The organism is Sphingomonas sp., assembly GCF_031372575.1.
In the GTDB taxonomy this organism is placed as follows: domain Bacteria; phylum Pseudomonadota; class Alphaproteobacteria; order Sphingomonadales; family Sphingomonadaceae; genus Sphingomicrobium.
In genome coordinates this window covers 19253-38303 of record NZ_JANMLM010000057.1, presented here as the reverse complement: position 1 = coordinate 38303, position 19051 = coordinate 19253, and the positions used below count along the sequence as shown (strand labels likewise).

General features: G+C 62.9%; 18 protein-coding genes. 9 read left to right on the top strand and 9 right to left on the bottom strand.

All coding sequences use genetic code 11. The features are described from left to right. Window positions 1–31: 31 nt before the first annotated feature. Entirely contained in the window at window positions 32–331 is a 300-nt protein-coding gene (locus RMN73_RS04520) for a hypothetical protein (RefSeq protein WP_309602119.1), read from the bottom strand. Window positions 332–409: 78 nt separating this feature from the next. Here RMN73_RS04520 and RMN73_RS04515 point away from each other — a divergent pair, with 78 nt between their 5' ends. Continuing rightward, window positions 410–871 (top strand): MaoC family dehydratase, encoded by a 462-nt coding sequence (locus RMN73_RS04515; protein ID WP_309602118.1) that lies wholly within the window; start codon window positions 410–412, stop codon window positions 869–871. On the opposite strand, the gene RMN73_RS04510 is transcribed toward RMN73_RS04515, so the two are convergent. The 5 genes from RMN73_RS04510 to RMN73_RS04490 all read right to left on the bottom strand — a co-directional run bounded on the left by RMN73_RS04510 (window position 868) and on the right by RMN73_RS04490 (window position 4565). After that, on the bottom strand, window positions 868–1338 hold the full coding sequence (locus RMN73_RS04510) for an RNA pyrophosphohydrolase (protein ID WP_309602117.1): 471 nt from the start codon (window positions 1336–1338) through the stop codon (window positions 868–870). The genes RMN73_RS04515 and RMN73_RS04510 overlap by 4 nt on opposite strands. A 62-nt stretch (window positions 1339–1400) precedes the next feature. Further along, a complete protein-coding gene (locus RMN73_RS04505; RefSeq protein ID WP_309602116.1) occupies window positions 1401–2117 on the bottom strand; it encodes an alternative oxidase in 717 nt (238 codons plus the stop codon). Window positions 2118–2276: 159 nt separating this feature from the next. Continuing rightward, window positions 2277–3092, bottom strand: a complete 816-nt coding sequence (locus RMN73_RS04500; RefSeq protein WP_309602115.1) for a sensor histidine kinase — start codon at window positions 3090–3092, stop codon at window positions 2277–2279. Further along, window positions 3040–3810, bottom strand: a complete 771-nt coding sequence (locus tag RMN73_RS04495) for a hypothetical protein (protein WP_309602114.1) — start codon at window positions 3808–3810, stop codon at window positions 3040–3042. Before RMN73_RS04495 ends, RMN73_RS04500 begins: the two co-directional genes overlap by 53 nt. Before the next feature lie 2 nt (window positions 3811–3812). After that, complete coding sequence (locus RMN73_RS04490) at window positions 3813–4565, bottom strand: hypothetical protein (protein WP_309602113.1); 753 nt, start codon at window positions 4563–4565, stop codon at window positions 3813–3815. 191 nt (window positions 4566–4756) lie between these two features. On the opposite strand from RMN73_RS04490, the gene RMN73_RS04485 reads away from it, so the two are divergent. The 5 genes from RMN73_RS04485 (at window position 4757) to RMN73_RS04465 (ending at window position 11277) form a co-directional block, all read left to right on the top strand. After that, window positions 4757–6586, top strand: coding sequence for a 2-oxoacid:acceptor oxidoreductase subunit alpha (locus RMN73_RS04485; protein WP_309602134.1), 1830 nt, complete (start codon window positions 4757–4759; stop codon window positions 6584–6586). Window positions 6587–6665: 79 nt separating this feature from the next. Further along, window positions 6666–7685: a 2-oxoacid:ferredoxin oxidoreductase subunit beta gene (locus RMN73_RS04480; protein WP_309602112.1), complete on the top strand. Its 1020-nt coding sequence runs from the start codon at window positions 6666–6668 to the stop codon at window positions 7683–7685. Window positions 7686–7702: 17 nt separating this feature from the next. Continuing rightward, window positions 7703–8659 carry a metal-dependent hydrolase gene (locus tag RMN73_RS04475; RefSeq protein WP_309602111.1) on the top strand — a complete coding sequence of 319 codons (957 nt, stop codon included), beginning with the start codon at window positions 7703–7705 and terminating at the stop codon, window positions 8657–8659. Beyond that, the gene (locus RMN73_RS04470; protein WP_309602133.1) at window positions 8656–10020 is read left to right on the top strand and encodes a deoxyribodipyrimidine photo-lyase; all 1365 of its coding nucleotides are present in this window, start codon (window positions 8656–8658) and stop codon (window positions 10018–10020) included. Before RMN73_RS04475 ends, RMN73_RS04470 begins: the two co-directional genes overlap by 4 nt. Before the next feature lie 12 nt (window positions 10021–10032). Then, a complete protein-coding gene (locus RMN73_RS04465) occupies window positions 10033–11277 on the top strand; it encodes a cyclopropane-fatty-acyl-phospholipid synthase family protein (protein WP_309602110.1) in 1245 nt (414 codons plus the stop codon). Here RMN73_RS04465 and RMN73_RS04460 read toward each other — a convergent pair. Both RMN73_RS04460 and purF read right to left on the bottom strand, forming a co-directional pair. Next, the gene (locus RMN73_RS04460) at window positions 11267–11977 is read right to left on the bottom strand and encodes an SDR family NAD(P)-dependent oxidoreductase (protein WP_309602109.1); all 711 of its coding nucleotides are present in this window, start codon (window positions 11975–11977) and stop codon (window positions 11267–11269) included. The genes RMN73_RS04465 and RMN73_RS04460 overlap by 11 nt on opposite strands. 9 nt (window positions 11978–11986) lie before the next feature. Then, on the bottom strand, window positions 11987–13474 hold the full coding sequence (gene purF / locus RMN73_RS04455) for an amidophosphoribosyltransferase (RefSeq protein WP_309602108.1): 1488 nt from the start codon (window positions 13472–13474) through the stop codon (window positions 11987–11989). Window positions 13475–13670: 196 nt separating this feature from the next. Here purF and RMN73_RS04450 point away from each other — a divergent pair, with 196 nt between their 5' ends. The 3 genes from RMN73_RS04450 (at window position 13671) to RMN73_RS04440 (ending at window position 16276) form a co-directional block, all read left to right on the top strand. Continuing rightward, window positions 13671–14099, top strand: a complete 429-nt coding sequence (locus RMN73_RS04450; protein ID WP_405051527.1) for a MerR family DNA-binding transcriptional regulator — start codon at window positions 13671–13673, stop codon at window positions 14097–14099. Further along, on the top strand, window positions 14100–15896 hold the full coding sequence (locus RMN73_RS04445) for an acyl-CoA dehydrogenase C-terminal domain-containing protein (RefSeq protein WP_309602107.1): 1797 nt from the start codon (window positions 14100–14102) through the stop codon (window positions 15894–15896). 98 nt (window positions 15897–15994) lie between these two features. After that, entirely contained in the window at window positions 15995–16276 is a 282-nt protein-coding gene (locus tag RMN73_RS04440) for a hypothetical protein (RefSeq protein ID WP_309602106.1), read from the top strand. A gap of 4 nt (window positions 16277–16280) precedes the next feature. On the opposite strand, the gene RMN73_RS04435 is transcribed toward RMN73_RS04440, so the two are convergent. After that, window positions 16281–18974 (bottom strand): EAL domain-containing protein, encoded by a 2694-nt coding sequence (locus RMN73_RS04435; protein WP_309602105.1) that lies wholly within the window; start codon window positions 18972–18974, stop codon window positions 16281–16283. Window positions 18975–19051: the final 77 nt, after the last annotated feature.

Sequence of the window (19051 nt, the reverse complement as noted above, 5' to 3'; positions counted from 1 at the left end):
GGGACGCAGGGGAAGGCCACACCGTGCGACGCTAGCGGACGATCAACCCCATCACCGCCACGATCAACAGCAGCGCCGCAATCGCCAGGATCACGCGCCGCCGCCGCGAGCGCGACCATTCCTCGAAGCGCGGCACATCGATCCAGTATCGCCCGTCGCCAGCCGCGCGGATCACTCCCGCGTCGCACAATCGCTCAAACTCTCGCTGGCGGATATTCCGCCCTGGCGCATACGCCACTGCGCTCTCCGCCGAGACCGCATTGGCAGCCATGAAATGCGACACCACATCGCGCCGAGCCTTCGCCATCAACGCCGCCGCCGTCGTCGCCATCATGCCACTCCTTTTTACCGCCGTATCCGTTTCTTTGACGGCGCGCTATCCGTAGGACGGACGGATCGGGAGCAACCCATGACCCAATTGACCGGCGCAACGTTACATCTCGAAGACCTGGCCGTCGGCCAACGGTTCGAAAGTCGGGCGCACACGATCGATCGCGAACAGATTGTCGCGTTCGCCCGGGCGTATGACCCGCAGCCTTTCCACCTCAGCGACGAAGGCGCCGCAGGCTCAATCTTCGAAACGCTGGCGGCGAGTGGTTGGCACACCATGGCGCTGACGATGCGGCTCATGGTCGAAAGCGTGCCGTTCGCGGATGGCTTGATCGGGGCCAGCACCGAAGTCGTCTGGCCGACGCCGACCCGGCCGGGAATGGCGCTCCGCGTATTCACCGAGATCATAGATGTCCGCCCATCTCGGTCGAAGCCCGGGCTGGGAATCGTTACAATGCGCAGCGAAACGCGCGACCAGTCCGGAACGATCGTCCAGATCTTCACGGTCAAGGCACCGGTCTTCAAGCGCAAACGCGATTAGAGATAGTCCCCGAACCCGTCCACGATCGCGCGATACATGTCGCGCTTGAACGGCACGATCATGTCGGGAAGATGCGCCGGATCGACCCATTTCCAGGCGTTGAACTCGGGATGCTTGGTTGCGATGTCGACATCCGCGTCGGTCCCGGTGAAGCGCATCAGGAACCAGTCCTGGTCCTGCCCCTTCCACTTGCCCTTCCACAACCGCCCCGCCAGCTCGGGCGGCAGATCATAGCGCAGCCGCTGCGGATGCGCGGCGACCGGCTCGACCAGGTGCGGCGGGATCCCGGTTTCTTCCTCAAGCTCGCGCAGCGCGGTGTCGAGCGGCTCCTCGCCCGGGTCCATCCCGCCCTGCGGCATCTGCCAAGCCTCGTCGCTATTATCGATCCGCCGCCCGACCCACACCTGGCCCTCGGCATTAAGCAACATCACGCCAACCCCGCGGCGATAGAGATGGTCGTCGGTCATCGAAATCTCCTCGCCCCGTCATCGCGAGGCGCGGATCGGCGTAGCAATCCGGGTTGCGCGCCTCAAGCCAGTGTCGCGGCATGCTCCGGATAGGGCGCGATCGGCATCATGTCTTTCCTAGTTCCGCCGATCGTGCTCGCAAAGCCATGATTGACGTCGCGGTGATGCGCTTCGTCGGCGCGGACCAGCAGCACGACATCGCGCAATTTCGCGTTGGCCGGCATCTTCCAATAATCGATCGCGATCTTCGGCGCGGCGACGTTGGGCGAGCGGCCCTCGTCGATTTCCTTGAGGTAGAGCGTATAGCTGATCACCGCTTCCTCCTCGAAATAGCCAACAACACGGTGCGCGGTTTTCGACGAGATCAGGTAGAGCAGGGAGAATAGAGCGAGGAAAATCCACTGTGCCATCAGGATCACCAGCCGCTCGAACAGGGTCGGCTTGGCGATCTCGATGAAGGTCATCAGATGCATCCGCTCATTCTCGGCTTCCTCGAGCAAGGTACGGATCCAGCCTTCGTCATTCTTCATGCGGCGCAGGCAGGTAAGATGGGTGAACATCGCCCCGACCATGCCCGGCACCGCCGCGACCGTTTCAAGCACGATCGCGCGGTGGCCATAACGCTTGGCGAAGAAAGTGTCGGCGCAGAACCGCAACAACTTGGTGAAACCCAGCGCAAAGCGATCCGACGCGCCGACTGGCTGGTGGTGGATGACGGGCTCGGCATCGCGTTCCTCGGCGAGGGCAGCGGCATCGGGAGCGAGAATTTTATTGACCATGGATCGGTCACCTTGTGCGTGGGCAAGCGGGAGCAAAAGAACAGCTCTCTGTCACAGGGATGCTTGCGAAAAGGGCAGGTGATGACAATGGATTAGCACGGCTGCCTCCATTTGGCGAGGCAGGCGGCAAGCGCGCCGTCGCGCGTCAGGCGGCTCGCCTCAGATCGCGCGCACCAGCGGGAGGACGTCGGCGCCGCTGGTTTCGGCGGCTTCATGGACGATGCTGATGCTCGTCCCCGGCTTGGCGTCGGCAATCATGATCCGCGCGCGCAATTGCCGGGCGAGCGCTTCGACGATGCTGGTCCCGAGCCCGGCGTCGGCCAGTCTTGGGTTCGCCGGCATTCCGACCCCGTCATCCGCGACGTTTAACGTCCAGCCGTCTTCATCAGTCCGGTAACTAACCTTGATCACGCCGCCGCGGCCGTCGGGGAAGGCATGTTTGAGGCAATTGATCACCAATTCGGTGACGATCAGGCCAAGGCTCACCGACACGTCCGATCGTACCACCGTTTCATCGACATCCACCGCGATCGATAGTTCCTCGGGATCAGCGATCATCGACGCGCCGATGCTCGAGCACAGTTGCGTGAAATAGGGCCGCAATTCGACCTCAAGCGCGCCGGTCGTGGCCAGCTGCTTCTGCAGCGAGGCGACCGACAATACGCGGTTATGCGCCTTTTGCAGGTGAGATCGGATTTCGTCGCTGCTGACGCGCCGCGCCGACTGCATCAGCACCGAGGCGATGATCTGCAGGCTGTTGGCGACACGGTGCTGCAATTCCTTGATCAGCAACACCTTGTCGGCGACCAGTTCGTCTTTTTCCTTCTCCGCCGCGCGCTTGGCAGTCTTGTCGCTGCCAGCGATATAGTTGGTCGTCGGTAATGGCGACGTTACTGTCCCGCCACCGGCGCCCGTTGAAGCCTCATTCCTTGATATGCGCAATCCGCCGATTGAGGTCGACGGTGATGTTTTCATAGGGAATCAAATTGGTCAGCAGCGCCGCCTGCGCGGCCATGTGCCATTGCAGATCTTCGGCAAGTTCGGGGTGGCCGCGCAGGATCACCGCCGCTTTGGCCGCCGCATCCGCTGCGATTTTGAGATTGCAGGTTGGCGGCAGAGTGAAAAACAGCGGCTTCCTGGGATCGGGGTAGTCGCCGCACTGGGCGCGGATCGCATCCTGGATATCGACCGGGATCAATCGCCGCACGCCCGGCCGGTACGGAGTGTTGACGGCGGGAATGTCGAACTGGGTGTAATCGGCCGACATCAGGAACGACAAATCGTTGCGGATGGCCAAATTGTCGATCCCGCGTAGCTGGTCGGCCCCCAATACCGTAGCCCAGGTCGACCCGTTGGTCCCCAGGCCAAGCACCTGGCTTGCCTGATAGGCGGCGATGACGAAGTCCTGGTCGCTCACCTTGGGGTCGCCGCGCCAGCCCGCGAACGCGGTCGTCGCATAGCGCCGGGTAGTCGCATAATAGACCCGCGCGCTCTCATAATAATCGGTCAGCGATTGCAAATTGGGTTTCAGCTGCGCCAGCATCCGCTGCGACTCGACCTTCTCCAGTCGCCCCGCATTCCAGTTCGACACCTGCGTCCCGATGAACACTCCGACCACCACGATCCCCAGCTCGATCGTAATCGCCAGCCAGTCCTGCGCCTTCAATCGCGCCGCCACCCGTTTGTAGATCATGCTCAGTCGATCCGCTTCGTCAGTGCGATGCAATGATTCTTCAGGGTGTTGATGTTCTGCATCTGGGTTGCGATGGCCGCCCGGTGCCAGTTCAACTCGCCCGCCAATTCGGGTCTGGCGCGAAGGGCTGCTGCGGTGCGCGTTGCTTCGGCGGGTGGCAGCACCAAATCACAACGCGCTGGAATGACGATGATTCCGCCGGGCCGATCTTTGTCGCCACATTGCGCTCTGATCGCCTTTTGCTGCACGTCTGGAATGACCTTGCGCACTTCCTCGCGATAGCGCGATGCGGCAGCGGCGAGATGGACCAGGTCATAGTCGAACGTCATCAACTGACGCAGGTTCAGCCGCAGTCCGGAATCATCAATATTGCGCAAATTCTCCGCCCCGAAAATCTGCGCCCAGACCGAGCTGTTGTTGCCCACGCCGTTGATCTGGCTGGCTTGATAAGCGGCGATGACAAAGGCGCTGTCGCTCACTGCCGGATCGCCGCGCCAGCCGGCCGCCGCCTGTGCCGCGAAGGCGTCGGTAACCTGGTAATAAGTGGCGATACTGTCGAGGTTGGCGATGAAAACACCCATTTCGCTGTCGAGCTGGGACAGCAACCGGCCTGTTTCCTGCTTCGCCGAGCGTTCCAAATTCCAGTTGGCAGCGAGGATTCCAAAAAACACGCCAAGCACGACCATTACGAACTCGACCATGATCGCTGTCCAGTTCTGGGCGCGAAGGTTGATGCTCAGGCGGCGTAGGATCATTGCTCAATGTTGCATTTTGCCGGCCTGACGCCAAGTGCGACGTCCGACATGACAAACACTAGCGAAGCATCGCCCACCGTTCTAAGAGCAATGAAACCCCAATCGCATCATTTGAAGGACCTCATTTGACCCAGTCGGCGACCCATCTGCTGACCCCGCAAGAAGCCGACGCGCACCCGCCCAAGGATGCAATGGTCGTCCGTTTTGCAGGCGATAGCGGCGACGGCATGCAGCTCACTGGCGGGCAGTTCACGCTCTCCACCGCTTTGGCCGGCAACGATCTGTCGACCTTCCCCGATTTCCCCGCTGAAATCCGCGCTCCGCAGGGGACGACCTTCGGTGTTTCGGCGTTCCAGATCAACTTCGGCTCGACCGCGATCGATACCGCCGGGGACCAGCCCGACGTGCTCGTCGCGATGAACCCCGCGGCATTGAAGACCAATGTCGGCAGCTTGCGCGACGGCGGGCTGATCATCGCCGACGAGGGCGAGTTTACCGCCCGCAACCTGACCAAGGCGGGCTATGACGCCAACCCGCTCGACGACGACAGCCTCGGCCGCTGGCAATTGGTCAAGTTTAACATTTCGCAGCTCACGCTCGATGCGGTCAAGCCGTTCGGGCTGGGCAATAAGGAGGCGCTGCGCTGCAAGAATATGTGGACGCTCGGCCTCGCGCTGTGGATGTTCGACCGCGATCGCGCACCGATCACCGCCTGGCTCAAGACCAAATTCGCCAAGGCGCCCGAACTTGCCGAAGCCAATATCGCCGCGCTCAACGCCGGTCATGCCTATGGCGAGACGATCGAGATTGGCGGCCAGGTTCGCCAGCATCACATTGCCGCCGCGCCCGCCGAGCCGGGACTCTATCGCACCGTCACCGGGGCTGAATCGCTCTCGATCGGGCTGGTCGCGGGGGCGCAACTGGCAGGCCTCAAGATGTTCTTCGGCGGCTACCCGATCACCCCTGCCTCGGCGATCCTCCATCATCTGTCGCGCCTCAAGGAATATGGCATCATCACCTTTCAGGCGGAGGATGAGATTGCTGCCATCTGCGCCGCGATCGGCGCCAGCTATGCCGGCCAACTTGGCGTGACCTCATCCTCGGGCCCGGGGATCGCGCTCAAGGGCGAGGCGATGGGCCTCGCGGTGATGACCGAAATGCCGCTGATCATCGTCAATTCGCAGCGCGGCGGTCCCTCGACCGGCCTGCCGACAAAAACCGAGCAAAGCGATCTCTACCAGGCGGTCTATGGCCGCAACGGCGATGCGCCGATCCCGGTAATCGCCGCGCGCTCGCCCGCCGACGCGTTCGATTGCGCGATCGAGGCGGTGCGGATCGCGGTGCGCTACATGACCCCGGTGCTGCTGCTCACCGACGGCTACATCGCCAACGCCGCCGAGCCGTGGAAAGTCCCCGATATGGCCGATTATGCGCCATTCCCGGTGACCTTCGCTCCCGAACAGGAGCCCGGCACCCCGGTGCTCCCCTACGCGCGCAATGCCGAGCTCGCCCGCCCGTGGATCAAGCCCGGAACGCCGGGGCTCGAGCATCGCATCGGCGGGATCGAGAAGGCACCGGGCACCGGCAACATCGATTATTCGGCCGAGGCCCATGCCGAAATGACCCGCATCCGCGTCGCCAAAGTCGCCGGGATCGCCGACTCGATCCCCGACCAGGCGGTCGAGCTTGGCAATGCCTCGGGCAAGCTCGCCATCGTCGGCTGGGGCTCGACTTACGGCCCGATCCACCAGGCCGTCCGCCGCGCACAAGGGCGCGGTCTCGATGTATCGCATATCCACATTCGCCACATTGCGCCGATGCCGCACAACCTCGGCGATTTGCTCCGCGGCTTCGACCAGATCATCGTCCCGGAAATGAATACCGGCCAATTGAAGACGGTGCTGCGCGATCACTATCTGGTCGACGCCCGCCCGCTCAACAAGGTCAGCGGCCAGCCCTTCACCATCGCCGAAATCGCGACCGCGATCGACGGGGTGCTGGCCAAGGAACACGCATCATGAAGCCGATCAGCGTCTTCCCGATCGTCGCGATGCTGGTCATCACTGTCCTGCTCATCCTCATGTTCCTCGGATATTTCCAATGAACGAAGTCACTTCCATCCCGACCACCACCGCGAAAGATTGGGCGTCCGATCAGGAAGTCCGCTGGTGCCCCGGCTGCGGCGATTATGCGGTACTGAAAGCGGTTCAGCGAACCATGCCCGAGCTCGGCACCGCGCGTGAGAAGACCGTGTTCGTCAGCGGCATCGGCTGTTCGAGCCGCTTTCCGTATTACATGGCGAGCTACGGCTTCCACACCATCCACGGCCGCGCCTGCGCCGTCGCCACCGGGGTCAAGCTCGCCAATCCCGAGCTCGACGTGTGGATCATCACCGGGGACGGCGACGCGCTGTCGATCGGCGGCAATCACACCATGCACCTCTTGCGCCGCAACCTCGATTGCCAGCTTTTGCTGTTCAACAACGAGATTTACGGCCTGACCAAGGGCCAATATTCGCCCACCAGTCGCATCGGCACGCGCAGCCCCTCGACCCCGTTCGGCTCGGTCGACCGCCCCGCGTCCCCGTGCGCCTTTGCGCTGGGCAGCGGCGCGCGATTTGTGGCGCGCGGGATCGACGTCAGCAAGCATCTGCCCGACGTGCTCAAGGCCGCCCACGCCCATCGCGGCGCTAGCTTCGTCGAAATTTTCCAGAATTGCGTGGTCTATAATGACGACGTGTTTGCTGCCTTCACTGATCGCGCGGTCGCGGCGGAGAAGCAATTGTGGCTCAAGGCGGGTGAGAAGATGCTGTTTGCCAATGGCGAGAAAGGCATCGCACTTGATACCGCGACCCTGACCCTCAAGATCGTCCCGGGCGACAGCCCCGAAATCATCACCCACGATCCCAAGAATCGCGGCGTCGCGCACATGCTGGTCGAAATGCCCGAGGCCGGCTTCCCGGTTGCGCTCGGGGTCCTGTACGACGACCCCCGCCCAACCTTCGACAGCGCGGTGATCGAACAGAATGCCGCCATCGCCAAAGGCAAAACCCCCGACCTCCAAAAGCTCGTCGCGCAAGGGCAGACCTGGCAAGTCGAAAAGGAACCGCGTGTCGAGTAGGACCGCGGGTTTAGCGTATGGATAACCTCACACACACCCTCGCCGGTCTGGCGCTTGGGCAGGCTGGTCTGAAGATCAAGACCCGCAAGGGCCTCGCCGCGTTGATGCTCGGCGCCAACATGCCCGACATCGATGTCTTCTTCGGCTGGGTCGGCTGGCCGCCGCTGGCGATGCATCGCGGCTTTACCCACGGACTGGTCGGCGGCGTCCTGATCATGCCGCTGATGCTCGCCGGACTGCTGCTCCTGCTCGACCGCTGGCAAGTCGGCCGCGGCACCACGTTCAAGAGCGGCCTTGCGATGCATCCCGGCTGGCTGATCGCGCTTTCTTACCTCGGCGCGATTTCCCATCCCTTGCTCGACCTACAGACCACCTATGCCGTCCAGCTGCTCTCGCCATTCAGCAACGCCTGGTATCACATGGACAGTCTGTTCATCATCGATGTCTGGGTGTGGAGCGCTTTTGGCCTGACCATCGCCTGGTCGCGCTGGCGGGAAAAACACGACCGCGAATGGCGTCAGCCGGTACAGGCGGTAATCGCTGCTTTTCTGGTCTACGTCTCGTTCAATGCCGGCCTCAGCCAGACGGCGCGGGAAGCCGTTGCCCGGCGTTCGCCCAGCGCGACCGCTATTTTCGCGTCGCCGCCGCCGGTGTTTTTCTGGCAGCGTTCGATGAGCTGGCGCGCGGGGCGCTCGATCGGTCGCGCCGAATTTCGACCGTTCGGCGGCGGGCTGATGCCTGACGAGCAGCTCCAGCCCGATGGGATGGACGATCCGATCGTTCGCCAGACCCTCGCCCAGCGCCCCGCGCTGCGCCGGTTTCTTGGCTGGTCGATCCTGCCCATTGCCACGGTCGAGCGCAGTAAGTGCAAGGCGACCGTTTCGATCGGCGACGGCCGCTATCTCCAGGGCGGATCGCGCCGGTCGCGGCTTGAGCGCCAGATCGTCACCAAACTGCCGGGACCGGGCTGCTGACCACGCCCACCATCGTCTGGCTTCGCCGCGACCTGCGCCTGACCGATCAGGCGGCTTTGCTTGCAGCGGCGGGGGAGGGGCCCGTGGTCCCGGTCTATGTGCTCGATGACGAAACGCCAAAGCATCGCAAGATGGGCGCGGCGTCGCGCTGGTGGCTTCACCACAGCCTCGGAGCGCTCGATGCGGCGCTCCGGGCAAAGGGATCGCGGCTGATCCTGCGGCGCGGCAAGTCCGATGACGTGCTGGCCGCAATTGCTAGGGAAACGGGCGCCATTCGGGTCCACGCGCTGCACCATTATGAGCCGTGGTGGCGCAACGCAGAGCGCGCGGTCGCCAACCGGCTCGACTTGGTTCTCCACGATGGCAATTACCTCGCTCCGGCGGGCAGTGTCACGACTGGCGCGGGCCAGCCGTACAAGATCTTCACGCCGTTCTGGCGCGCGCTTCTCGAGCAATTGCCCCCCGCCGAGCCGTTGCCCGTTCCAGAGCAGCTGGCTCCGCCCGAAGCTTGGCCGACGTCGGACAAGCTCGACGATTGGACCTTGCTCCCCACGAAGCCCGATTGGGCGACCGGCTTCGGCGAAGAATGGATCCCCGGGGAAGCTGGCGCATCCGACCGGCTCGACGACTTCGCCGCCATCGCGTCGCGGTACGAGGGGCAGCGCAATCTGCCGTCGATCGAAGGCACCTCGCGCCTGTCGCCCTACCTTCACTTCGGCGAAATTTCCCCCGCGACCATCTGGCATGCCGTCGCCGCCAAACGCGGATCGGTCGATACGTTTCTCGGGGAACTTGGCTGGCGCGACTATGCCCAGAACGTCATCCTGCAATTGCCCGACTACGGCCGCACTAACGGCCGCCCCCAGCTTGACGCAATCCGTTGGCGCGACGCCCTGACCGATCTCGCCGCGTGGCAGCAGGGGATGACCGGCTACCCGATTGTCGACGCCGGAATGCGCCAATTGTGGACATCGGGCTGGATGCATAATCGCGTGCGGATGATCACCGCCAGTTTCCTCGTGAAGCATCTGCTGATCGACTGGCGGGCGGGCGAGCAATGGTTTTGGGATTGCCTGGTCGATGCCGATTACGGCTCGAACAGCGTCAACTGGCAATGGACCGCAGGCAGCGGGATCGACGCCAACATGTTCGTCCGGATCATGGCCCCGCTGAGCCAGTCGGACAAGTTCGATGCCGCCGGTTACATCCGCCAATGGGTGCCGGAACTGGCCACCTTGTCGGATGAAGATATTCACGACCCTGCCGATGGGCAGCGCGGGACCTATCCGGTGAAGATGATTGGTCACCGCGAAGCCCGCGAACGGGCGCTTGGCGCGCTTGCCACGGCGAAGGCCGGATAGGATAAAGCGGAAATGGCGTCGCGTGGTTCTCATCTGGTCCGGGCCGACCGGCGGTTCGCGACCGGCGCGGGCATCGTCGGGCGGATCGCCGCGCCGGCCTTCGCTGCGGTGCTCGACCGGCTCGACGAACGGCTCGAACTGGGCGGGATCGACGTGACCTTGCCCGATGGATCGCACCGCCGGATCGGCTTTCGAGCGCCGGGGCCGGTGGCGCTTGTTCGGCTGCATAACTGGATGCCGCTGGTGCGGCTTGCCACTTCGGGATCGGTCGGCTGGTATAAGGCGTGGGCGGCGGGCGAGTGGTCGTCGCCCAATCCGGTGCCCTTATTTGAATTGTTCATGGCCAATGCGGTTGCGCTGGGGGACGTTGCCCGCGCCAAGGGGCCGATGCGGTGGATCAATTCGCTCGCCCATCGACTGCGCGACAACGGCCTGTCGCGTGCTCGGGCCAACATCGCCGCGCATTATGACCTCGGCAATGATTTCTATGCGGCCTGGCTCGACCCGAGCATGACCTATTCGTCGGCGCGGTTCATGCCCGGCGACACGCTCGAGGCTGCGCAGCATCGCAAGAACGAAATGCTGCTCGACCGGCTCGACCTCAAGCCCGGCCAGCGCCTGCTTGAGATCGGCTGCGGCTGGGGAACCTTTGCCGTCGCCGCTGCACGGCGCGGAGTCGACGTGGTTGGACTTACGTTATCTGCCGAACAAAAGCGTTATGCCGACGAAACAATTGCCAAAGCGGGTCTAAGTAATCTTTGCTCCATCCGGCTCGAGGATTATCGGGCGGTCAACGAGCAGTATGACGCGATCGCCTCGGTCGAAATGGTCGAAGCGGTCGGCGAGCGCTGGTGGCCCGCCTATCTCGACTGCATGCACCGCAACTTGAAGCCTGGCGGCAAAGCGGCGCTCCAGTTCATTTCGATCGACCACCGCTTGTTCGACGCTTACTCGAGCAGCGCCGACTTCATTCAGGCCTACATTTTCCCCGGCGGCATGTTGCTGAATGAACTGCGTTTTCAAGAGCTTGCACAAGATCGCGGGCTAGACTGGACCGACCGCGAAGGCTTCGCTTCGGATTATGCCGACACCCTCGCCATATGGTGCTCGCAGTACGACTGCGCGGTTGCCGCCGGCCGCCTCGCCGGGTTCGATGACGAGTTCCACAATCTCTGGCGTTACTATCTGATGTATTGCGAAGGCGGTTTTCGCGGTCGCGGCATCGATGTAGCGCAGGTAACGCTGACTAGATCGTGATCCGGCTACCCGTCGCCCCGTCGCCGAGCAGATGCTCGATGATCACCGCTGCTACGACCTCCGGCCCCTTGACCGACTCCGGCTCCTCCCCCGGAAACGCCAGCTGCCGCATCCGCGTCCGAGTTGCGCCGGGGTCGAGCGTCCGCACCCGCAGCTTGCCAGCATGCGCCGTCTCGTCGGCATAGGCGTTGAGCAGCATCTCAAACGCAGCCTTCGACGCGCCATAACCGCCCCAGAACGCGCGCGCTTCGCTGCCGACCGATGACGTAATACCAAGCACATCGGCTTTGGCCGAGCGGCGGAGCAACGGGTCGAATGCCCCGATCAGCGCCTGGTTGGCGTGGACGTTGAGCGCGAACACGCGGCCCAATTCCTTGGGGTCGAGATGCTCGACCGGGCTCAGGCTTCCGAGCATCGCGGCATTCAGTACCAATATGTCCAGGCTGCCCCATCGACCAGCGACCGCCTCAGCCAGTTTCTTGATATGATCGCCTTCGGTCAGGTCCATCGGCGCGATTGTCGCCGCGCCGCCGGCGGCATGGATCCGTTCCTCGACATCCTCGAGCGCCGACGCGGTGCGCGCGGTCAGGATCACATGAGCGCCGGCGGCCGCAAGCGCCTCGGCAGTTGCAGCGCCGATGCCGCGGCTCGCGCCGGTGACGAGCGCAAGCTTGCCATCAAATGGCTTCGTGTCAGTCATTTCAACGTCCTAAAGGTTGGCGGCGAGCGGGAAGCTGTCTTCCATCGCCTGTTCCTGCGCGACGTCGCTTGCGCCCGCCGGGTGATCGGTCAATGTCGTCGGGTAAGCGCCGGTGAAGCAGGCGTCGCAACGCTGCGGCGCGGCGGCATTCCGCGCTTCTCCCATCGCTTGGTACAGCCCGTCGATGGTGATGAACGCCAGGCTGTCGGCCTGAATGAACTGCCGCATCGCCTCGACGTCCATCCGCGCGGCAAGCAGTTTCTCGCGCACCGGCGTGTCGACGCCGTAGAAGCAACTGTGGGCGGTTGGTGGGGAGGCGATGCGCATATGGACTTCGGTCGCGCCCGCATCGCGCATCATTTGCACGATCTTCAAGCTGGTCGTGCCGCGCACGATCGAATCGTCGACCAAGACGATGCGCTTGCCCTTGATCAGCGCCGAATTGGCGTTGTGCTTCATCTTGACGCTATTGCCGCGCCCTTCGGCGCTGGGCTGGATGAAGGTGCGTCCGACATAATGGCTGCGGATGATCCCCAACTCGAACGGGATTCCGCTTTCCTGGCTGAACCCGATCGCTGCCGGCACGCCTGAGTCGGGCACCGGGACGACATAATCGGCCTTGACCGGGGCTTCGCGGCTCAGCTGCGCGCCGATATTCTTGCGCACTTCATAGACCGACTTGCCTTCGGCGACGCTGTCGGGGCGGCTGAAATAGACATGCTCGAAAATGCACGGTCGCGGGCGGACCGAAGCGAACGGGCGGATCGATTTTGCACCGGCCTCATTGACGAAGATCATTTCGCCCGGCTCGACATCGCGCAGGAAGGTCGCGCCGACCACGTCGAGCGCAACAGTCTCCGACGCGAAGACGGTCGAATCGCCGATCATGCCCATCACCAGCGGCCGAATGCCGAGTGGATCGCGGCACGCCACCATCCCCTGCGGAGTCAGGATGACCAGCGAATAAGCACCCTCGACCTGCTTCAATGCATCGATCAGCCGGTCGACCAAAGCATCATGTGACGAGCGCGCGACGAGGTGGATGAACACTTCGGTGTCGCTGGTCGACTGGAAGATCGAGCCGCGCTTCACCAATTGGTCGCGCAGCGCCATGGCGTTCGACAGATTGCCGTTATGCGCGATTCCGAACCCGCCAGTGGCAAGCTCAGCGAACAATGGCTGGACGTTGCGCAGGCCGTTCTCGCCGGTGGTAGAATAACGATTGTGGCCGATCGCGGCGGACCCGGCGAGCGCGTTGATGACGTCGTCGCGGTCGAAATTGCCAGCGACGTGGCCCATCGCGCGGTGCGAATGGAAATGCTTGCCGTCGAAGCTGGTGATGCCCGACGCTTCCTGCCCACGATGCTGCAATGCGTGCAGCCCGAGCGCGACATGGGCCGAGGCCTTGTCCGCCCCCCAGATACCGAACACGCCACATTCCTCATGAAGCTTGTCCGCCTCCGGATCGAAGATTTCAAACGGGTTGGTCGTCAGCATGGGACGGCGCGAATCCATGACATGGGCGAGTGAAGATGCGCCTATACGCGGGCGTCACACATTTGTCGCTATTCGCTTTTGACGCATTGACCTTTACGGAAACGTAAGGTAGTTGGTTGTCATGCTCAGCAATGGATCAGCGAAATCAGCGTCCGTGGGTTCGACGGGACCAGTGGCATCCACTCGGCCGTTGGGCCTGGCCTTGCCAGACGCCTTTGCCCAGCCGACCCACAAGCTTGGTGGCGACAAGGGGCGGAGCCATTATTCGATCGGCGAATTGTGCGAAGAGTTTGCGGTCACCGCACGCGCGCTTCGATTTTACGAAGATGAAGCTTTGATCGCGCCCGAGCGGCGGGGGACGACGCGGCTTTATTCTGAGCGCGACCGGTCGCGGCTGGCGTGGATCCTGCGCGGCAAGCGCGTCGGCCTCAGCCTCAACGACATCAAGGAATTGCTCGACCTGTATGACGTCGGCGACGGTCGCAAGACCCAGCGGATGGTGACCATCGAACGGTGCCAGGCGCAAGCCGACAAACTGGCCGCCCAGCGGGTCGATATCGACGCCACGATTACCGAACTCAATCAATTCATCGCGCTCGTGAAGGCGCAAGACCAGGAGAGTTAAATGCCCGTCTACGCCGCACCGGTTCGCGAGACCAAGTTCGTGCTCGACCACATTGTCGAGCTTGGCAAATATGACAATCTGCCGGCCTTCGCCAATGCGTCGAGCGACATTGTCGGTGCGATCCTGGAGGAGGGCGGGCGCTTTTCGTCCGAAGTGCTAGCCCCATTGAACCGTGTCGGTGACGAAGAAGGCTGTACCCGCCACGCTGATGGGTCGGTAACCACGCCGACCGGTTTCAAGGATGCTTACAAGCAATTCTGTGACGGGGGCTGGACCACATTGAGCGCGCCCGAGGAATATGGCGGGCAGGGCTTGCCGCAGGTGCTCGCCAGCGCGGTCAGCGAATATGTGCTGTCGGCCAACCAGGCGTTTGAAATGTATCACGGGTTGACTGCCGGCGCGATCGCGTCGTTGCTGGTCAAGGGGACCGACGAGCAAAAGCAGATGTACGTCCCCAAGATGGTGGCGGGCACCTGGACCGGGACGATGAACCTGACCGAGCCGCATTGCGGTACCGATCTGGGGCTGATCAAGACCAAGGCCGATCACAATGCCGATGGCAGCTACGCGATCAGCGGGACCAAGATCTTCATCTCGTCGGGCGAGCATGATCTGGCCGAGAATATCATTCACCTGGTGCTGGCGAAGATCGCCGGCGCGCCGGACAATGTGAAGGGCATCAGCCTGTTCGTGGTGCCCAAGTTCCTCGTCAACGACGATGGCAGCCTGGGCGAGCGCAATCCAGTCAGCTGCGGCTCGATCGAGCATAAGATGGGCATCCACGGCAATTCGACCTGCGTGATGAATTATGATGGTGCCAAGGGCTGGCTGGTGGGCGAGGCCGAGAAGGGCTTGGCCGCGATGTTCATCATGATGAATGCGGCGCGGCTCGGCGTCGGCATGCAGGGGCTGGCGATGGGCGAGGTCGCCTATCAGAATGCGGTGATGTACGCCAAGGATCGCAAGCAGGGCCGCGCCTTGAAGCCCGAAGATCGTGACCCCGACGCCAAGGCCGACAACCTGTTCGTTCACCCCGACGTTCGCCGCATGCTGATGGAAGGCAAGGCGTTCAACGAGGCAGCGAGGGCGCTGATCCTGTGGGGTGCATTGCAGGTCGACCTCTCGCGCCAGGCACAGACCGAAGACGAGCGCCAGTCGTCGGATGACCTCATTTCGCTGCTCACTCCGGTGATCAAGGGCTACCTCACCGATCGCGGGTTCGAGACTGCGGTCAATTCGCAGCAGGTGTTCGGCGGTCATGGCTATATTCGCGAATGGGGTATGGACCAGTTCGTCCGCGACGCCCGCATTGCTCAGATTTATGAAGGCACCAACGGTGTCCAGGCAATGGACCTCGTCGGGCGCAAGATTGGCAAGGACGGCGGTCGCGCCATTCGCGCCTTCTTCGACCTGCTCGGCCGCGACATTGCCGATGCCAAGGCGGCTGGTGATCCCGCCGGGATTGCCGAAGCGCTAGAGGGCGCAGTCCAGCATTTGCAGGCTTCGACCATGTGGCTGGCGCAGAATGGCATGGCCGATCCCAATAATGCCGGTGCGGGCGCTTATGCTTACATGCAGTTGATGGGGCTCGTCTCGCTCGGCTGGATGTGGCTTAAGATGGCTGGCGTTTCGGCGAGGCTCAAGGATCAGGCCGGCGAGGACAAAAGCTTCCACGAGACCAAAATCATCACCGCGCGCTATTTCGCCCAGCGCGAACTGGTCGCGGCGTCGACGCTTCGCAAGAAGGTCGAGGCTGGGGCCGAAAGCCTGATGGCGTTGCCGGTCGAGGCGTTCTGATCGCAAAGGCCGATGTCCTGACCCTGGCGGCGGCGGCGCTGATCGCCGTCACCGTCACGATCCATTCGCTGCTGGGTGAGCGGCGGCTGATCGGGCCTATGCTGGCGATTGGTGGCGGGGTTCTCGATAATAGTCTTGCGCGGGGCGTAGTTCGCTTTGCCTGGCATTTGACTACGGCGATTGGATTGACGATCGCGGCGGTGCTGGTTGCAATGGTCGTGCGGCCCGACGCGGTGCGCGATGTCCTGCTGCTGGCGACTGGCCTGAGCTTGACGGTGGGCGGTCTGATCGACGCAGTCATGACTCGTGGACGCCACATTGGCTGGCCGTTCCTGACTGCAACCGGTCTTGCCTGTTTCGGCGCATACCTGCTGGGTTGAGCGCTTAGCTGGCGATCTTGCCTCGGTCGCCGATGTACCAGGGCGATAGCATCGTCACGTCGTTGAGCTTTTCGCGGCGCGGGGCGAGCCGGGCGATTTCGAATGTTTCTTCAAACTTCATTCCGAACCGACTGGCTTGCGCCCAGCGGACCGTGCCGACCACCGGGCCGACACCGACGATGTCGACCGTCAATTGGGTCCCCGGTGCGACCGGCGCGGTGCACTCGACCAGGGCGCCCATGGCCGAAATGTTGCGCAAGCGAATCTCGACCGTTTCGCCGTTGATCGCGGTCAGCGCGCGGCGCATCAGGCTCTGTCTTGGTTCGCGGACGCAGGCGAAACCATCGGCCTCGACCGCCAGCTTCGACGCGATTTCGCGGGCCGTCGCGCCATCCGCTGGACGACCGAAGATGAATCCCTGGACCTGGCTCACGCCAAGTTCGCGGATGAGTTGCAAATCGTCGTGGGTCTCGACGCCTTCGGCCGTGGTATCCATGCCGAGACTTTCGGCGAGCGTGACGATCGCGCGGATGATTGCCGAGTTGCGATTGTCGCGCGATGCAGCACCGCGAACGAAGCTCTGGTCGATCTTGATCTTGTCGAACGGTGCTTTCTTCAAATAGCCGAGCGACGAGTAGCCCGTGCCGAAATCGTCGAGCGCAAGGCGAACGCCCAGCGCCTTGAGATTGGCGAATGTCTCATCGGTTGCGTCATTGTCGGCCAGGAACACGCCTTCGGTGATTTCCAGCTCGAGCCGTTCGGCGCGAAGTTTGTGATCCGAAAGGGCGGCCGCGACGGTGGCGATGATCGCTGGATTGTTGAACTGGATCGGCGACAGATTGACCGCGATCCGCACCTGGTCGGGCCAATGGCTGGCTTCCTCGACGGCGGTTCGAAGCACGAAGGTCCCGATTTTTTCAATCATGCCGCATTCTTCGGCGAGCGGGATGAACTTGTCGGGACCGATGGCGCCGCGCGTGGGGTGAGTCCAGCGGACCAACGCCTCGAACCCGCAGACATCTTCACCCGTCGTACGAACGATCGGCTGATAGACGACCGACATTTCGCCGCGATCGATCGCCAGCCGGAGATCATTTTCGAGCGCCTGGCGATCGGTCGCTTCGCTGTGCATCGATTGTTCGTAGAAGAAATGCTGGCCGCGACCGGCAGCCTTGGCGGCGTACAGCGCGAGATCGGCGTTGCGGACCAACGCATCGGCGCAGGCGCGGCCCGGATCGCCGATCGAAATGCCGACCGAGGCACCGATCGTCACCTTGTGACCCTCGATCGTGTAGGGCCGCGAGACTTGCTCGATCAGGGTTTTGGCGAGCGACTCGAGCAGGCCGGTCTCGACCGTTCCGGGGAGCACCGCCTTGAACTCGTCACCGCCCAGGCGGCCGACCTGGCCGTGGACGCCCATCACCGATTTCAGTCGTTCGGCGACCTGGCGGAGGAGGGCATCGCCGATCGGATGCCCCAGCGTGTCATTGACGTTTTTGAACCGATCGAGATCGATCAGGAACAAGGCGCAGCCCTTTTGCCGGCGCGCGGCGTTGCGAAGAGCCTCCTCGAGCGTCTGGCGCATCATCGCGCGGTTGGGCAGCCCGGTCAGCGAGTCGAACCGGGCGAGGCGGGTGATTTCCTGCTCCGAGCGGCGTTGTTCGGTGAGGTCGGTGCCGATCCCGCGGAAGCCCATGAAGCGGCCATTGTCGTCGAAGATCGGGTTACCCGATAGCGACCAGTGGACGTCGTCATTGGTTGCGGCGCGGACGATCACGTCGGAAAATGGGAAACGCGCCGACAGGTGGAAGCCTAGGGTGCGTTCCTCGCGAAGCGGGCTATCCGGGCTTGCGTCGACCGATAGCAAGGCAGTGAACTGACGGCCGAGTAGTGCCTCGGGCTGGGTTTCGAAATCCTCCGCCAACTGTTGCGATACATAGGATAAGGTGCCCTGGCTGTTGGTTTCCCAGAACCAGCCGCGGCCGCTATTTTCGAATTCGGTGACGAAATGCAGCGCCTTATGCGCTTCATTGTCGAGCGATAGGCGACGGCGCGCTGACGCGATCATCTTGCGGGCACTGCCAACGCTGTATGCGACCACGACCATCGACATCGTACCAATCCCGCCGACCACCGCCGGATCGCCGCTGAAGATCGCTGCGCCGACCGTCCCGACAAACGCGCAGACAACCGCGAGCACCGGCGAACTGCTGACCGCGACCGCGCTGGCAACGATCACCGATCCGATGACTAGCGAGAGAATCCCCGACTGCGAAGAATTGGGCAAGGTCGCGGCGGCGTGGCCGAACAAGGACCACAGGCTGCATGACAGGAACACCACGACGGACATGGCGACCGTAACGTTGCGCGGCGAAACATCGAACCGCTCGCGCATCCGCATGAAGGCCAAGGCCGCAACATCGAACATCAATGCAATGCCGGCAGGCACGAACAAATAGGGCGCGACGTAGGAAGGGATTGAGAAGCCGTAGTGGAGCAGGATTGCGGCTGTCGAAATGATGTGTGCGACACCGAGCAGTAACGGCACATAGGTCAGCTGGGCGACGCGCTGATCGGCAATGACCGATTCCTCGCCATCGACCGGCGGGCGCAGGTCGAACGACAGGGTTTCGAGCCACGCAGCGCGCGGATCGCGGTCCACCGCCTTGATACTGCTGCCGAATCTGCTCCTACGCATCGTCCAATACCCTTACTCTAGGGCCGACTATGGCAGGCAGGAGTTAACAGCCCCTCAAACGAACGCGGTGTTTGTTA

Coding starts and splice junctions, on each gene's coding strand:
- RMN73_RS04520 (WP_309602119.1), bottom strand. CDS start 331: ATGGCGACGACGGCGGCGGCGTTGATGGCGAAGGCTCGGCGCGATGTG.
- RMN73_RS04515 (WP_309602118.1), top strand. CDS start 410: ATGACCCAATTGACCGGCGCAACGTTACATCTCGAAGACCTGGCCGTC.
- RMN73_RS04510 (WP_309602117.1), bottom strand. CDS start 1,338: ATGACCGACGACCATCTCTATCGCCGCGGGGTTGGCGTGATGTTGCTT.
- RMN73_RS04505 (WP_309602116.1), bottom strand. CDS start 2,117: ATGGTCAATAAAATTCTCGCTCCCGATGCCGCTGCCCTCGCCGAGGAA.
- RMN73_RS04500 (WP_309602115.1), bottom strand. CDS start 3,092: ATGAAAACATCACCGTCGACCTCAATCGGCGGATTGCGCATATCAAGG.
- RMN73_RS04495 (WP_309602114.1), bottom strand. CDS start 3,810: ATGATCTACAAACGGGTGGCGGCGCGATTGAAGGCGCAGGACTGGCTG.
- RMN73_RS04490 (WP_309602113.1), bottom strand. CDS start 4,565: ATGATCCTACGCCGCCTGAGCATCAACCTTCGCGCCCAGAACTGGACA.
- RMN73_RS04485 (WP_309602134.1), top strand. CDS start 4,757: ATGGTCGTCCGTTTTGCAGGCGATAGCGGCGACGGCATGCAGCTCACT.
- RMN73_RS04480 (WP_309602112.1), top strand. CDS start 6,666: ATGAACGAAGTCACTTCCATCCCGACCACCACCGCGAAAGATTGGGCG.
- RMN73_RS04475 (WP_309602111.1), top strand. CDS start 7,703: ATGGATAACCTCACACACACCCTCGCCGGTCTGGCGCTTGGGCAGGCT.
- RMN73_RS04465 (WP_309602110.1), top strand. CDS start 10,033: ATGGCGTCGCGTGGTTCTCATCTGGTCCGGGCCGACCGGCGGTTCGCG.
- RMN73_RS04460 (WP_309602109.1), bottom strand. CDS start 11,977: ATGACTGACACGAAGCCATTTGATGGCAAGCTTGCGCTCGTCACCGGC.
- purF (WP_309602108.1), bottom strand. CDS start 13,474: ATGCTGACGACCAACCCGTTTGAAATCTTCGATCCGGAGGCGGACAAG.
- RMN73_RS04445 (WP_309602107.1), top strand. CDS start 14,100: ATGCCCGTCTACGCCGCACCGGTTCGCGAGACCAAGTTCGTGCTCGAC.
- RMN73_RS04440 (WP_309602106.1), top strand. CDS start 15,995: ATGCTGGCGATTGGTGGCGGGGTTCTCGATAATAGTCTTGCGCGGGGC.
- RMN73_RS04435 (WP_309602105.1), bottom strand. CDS start 18,974: ATGCGTAGGAGCAGATTCGGCAGCAGTATCAAGGCGGTGGACCGCGAT.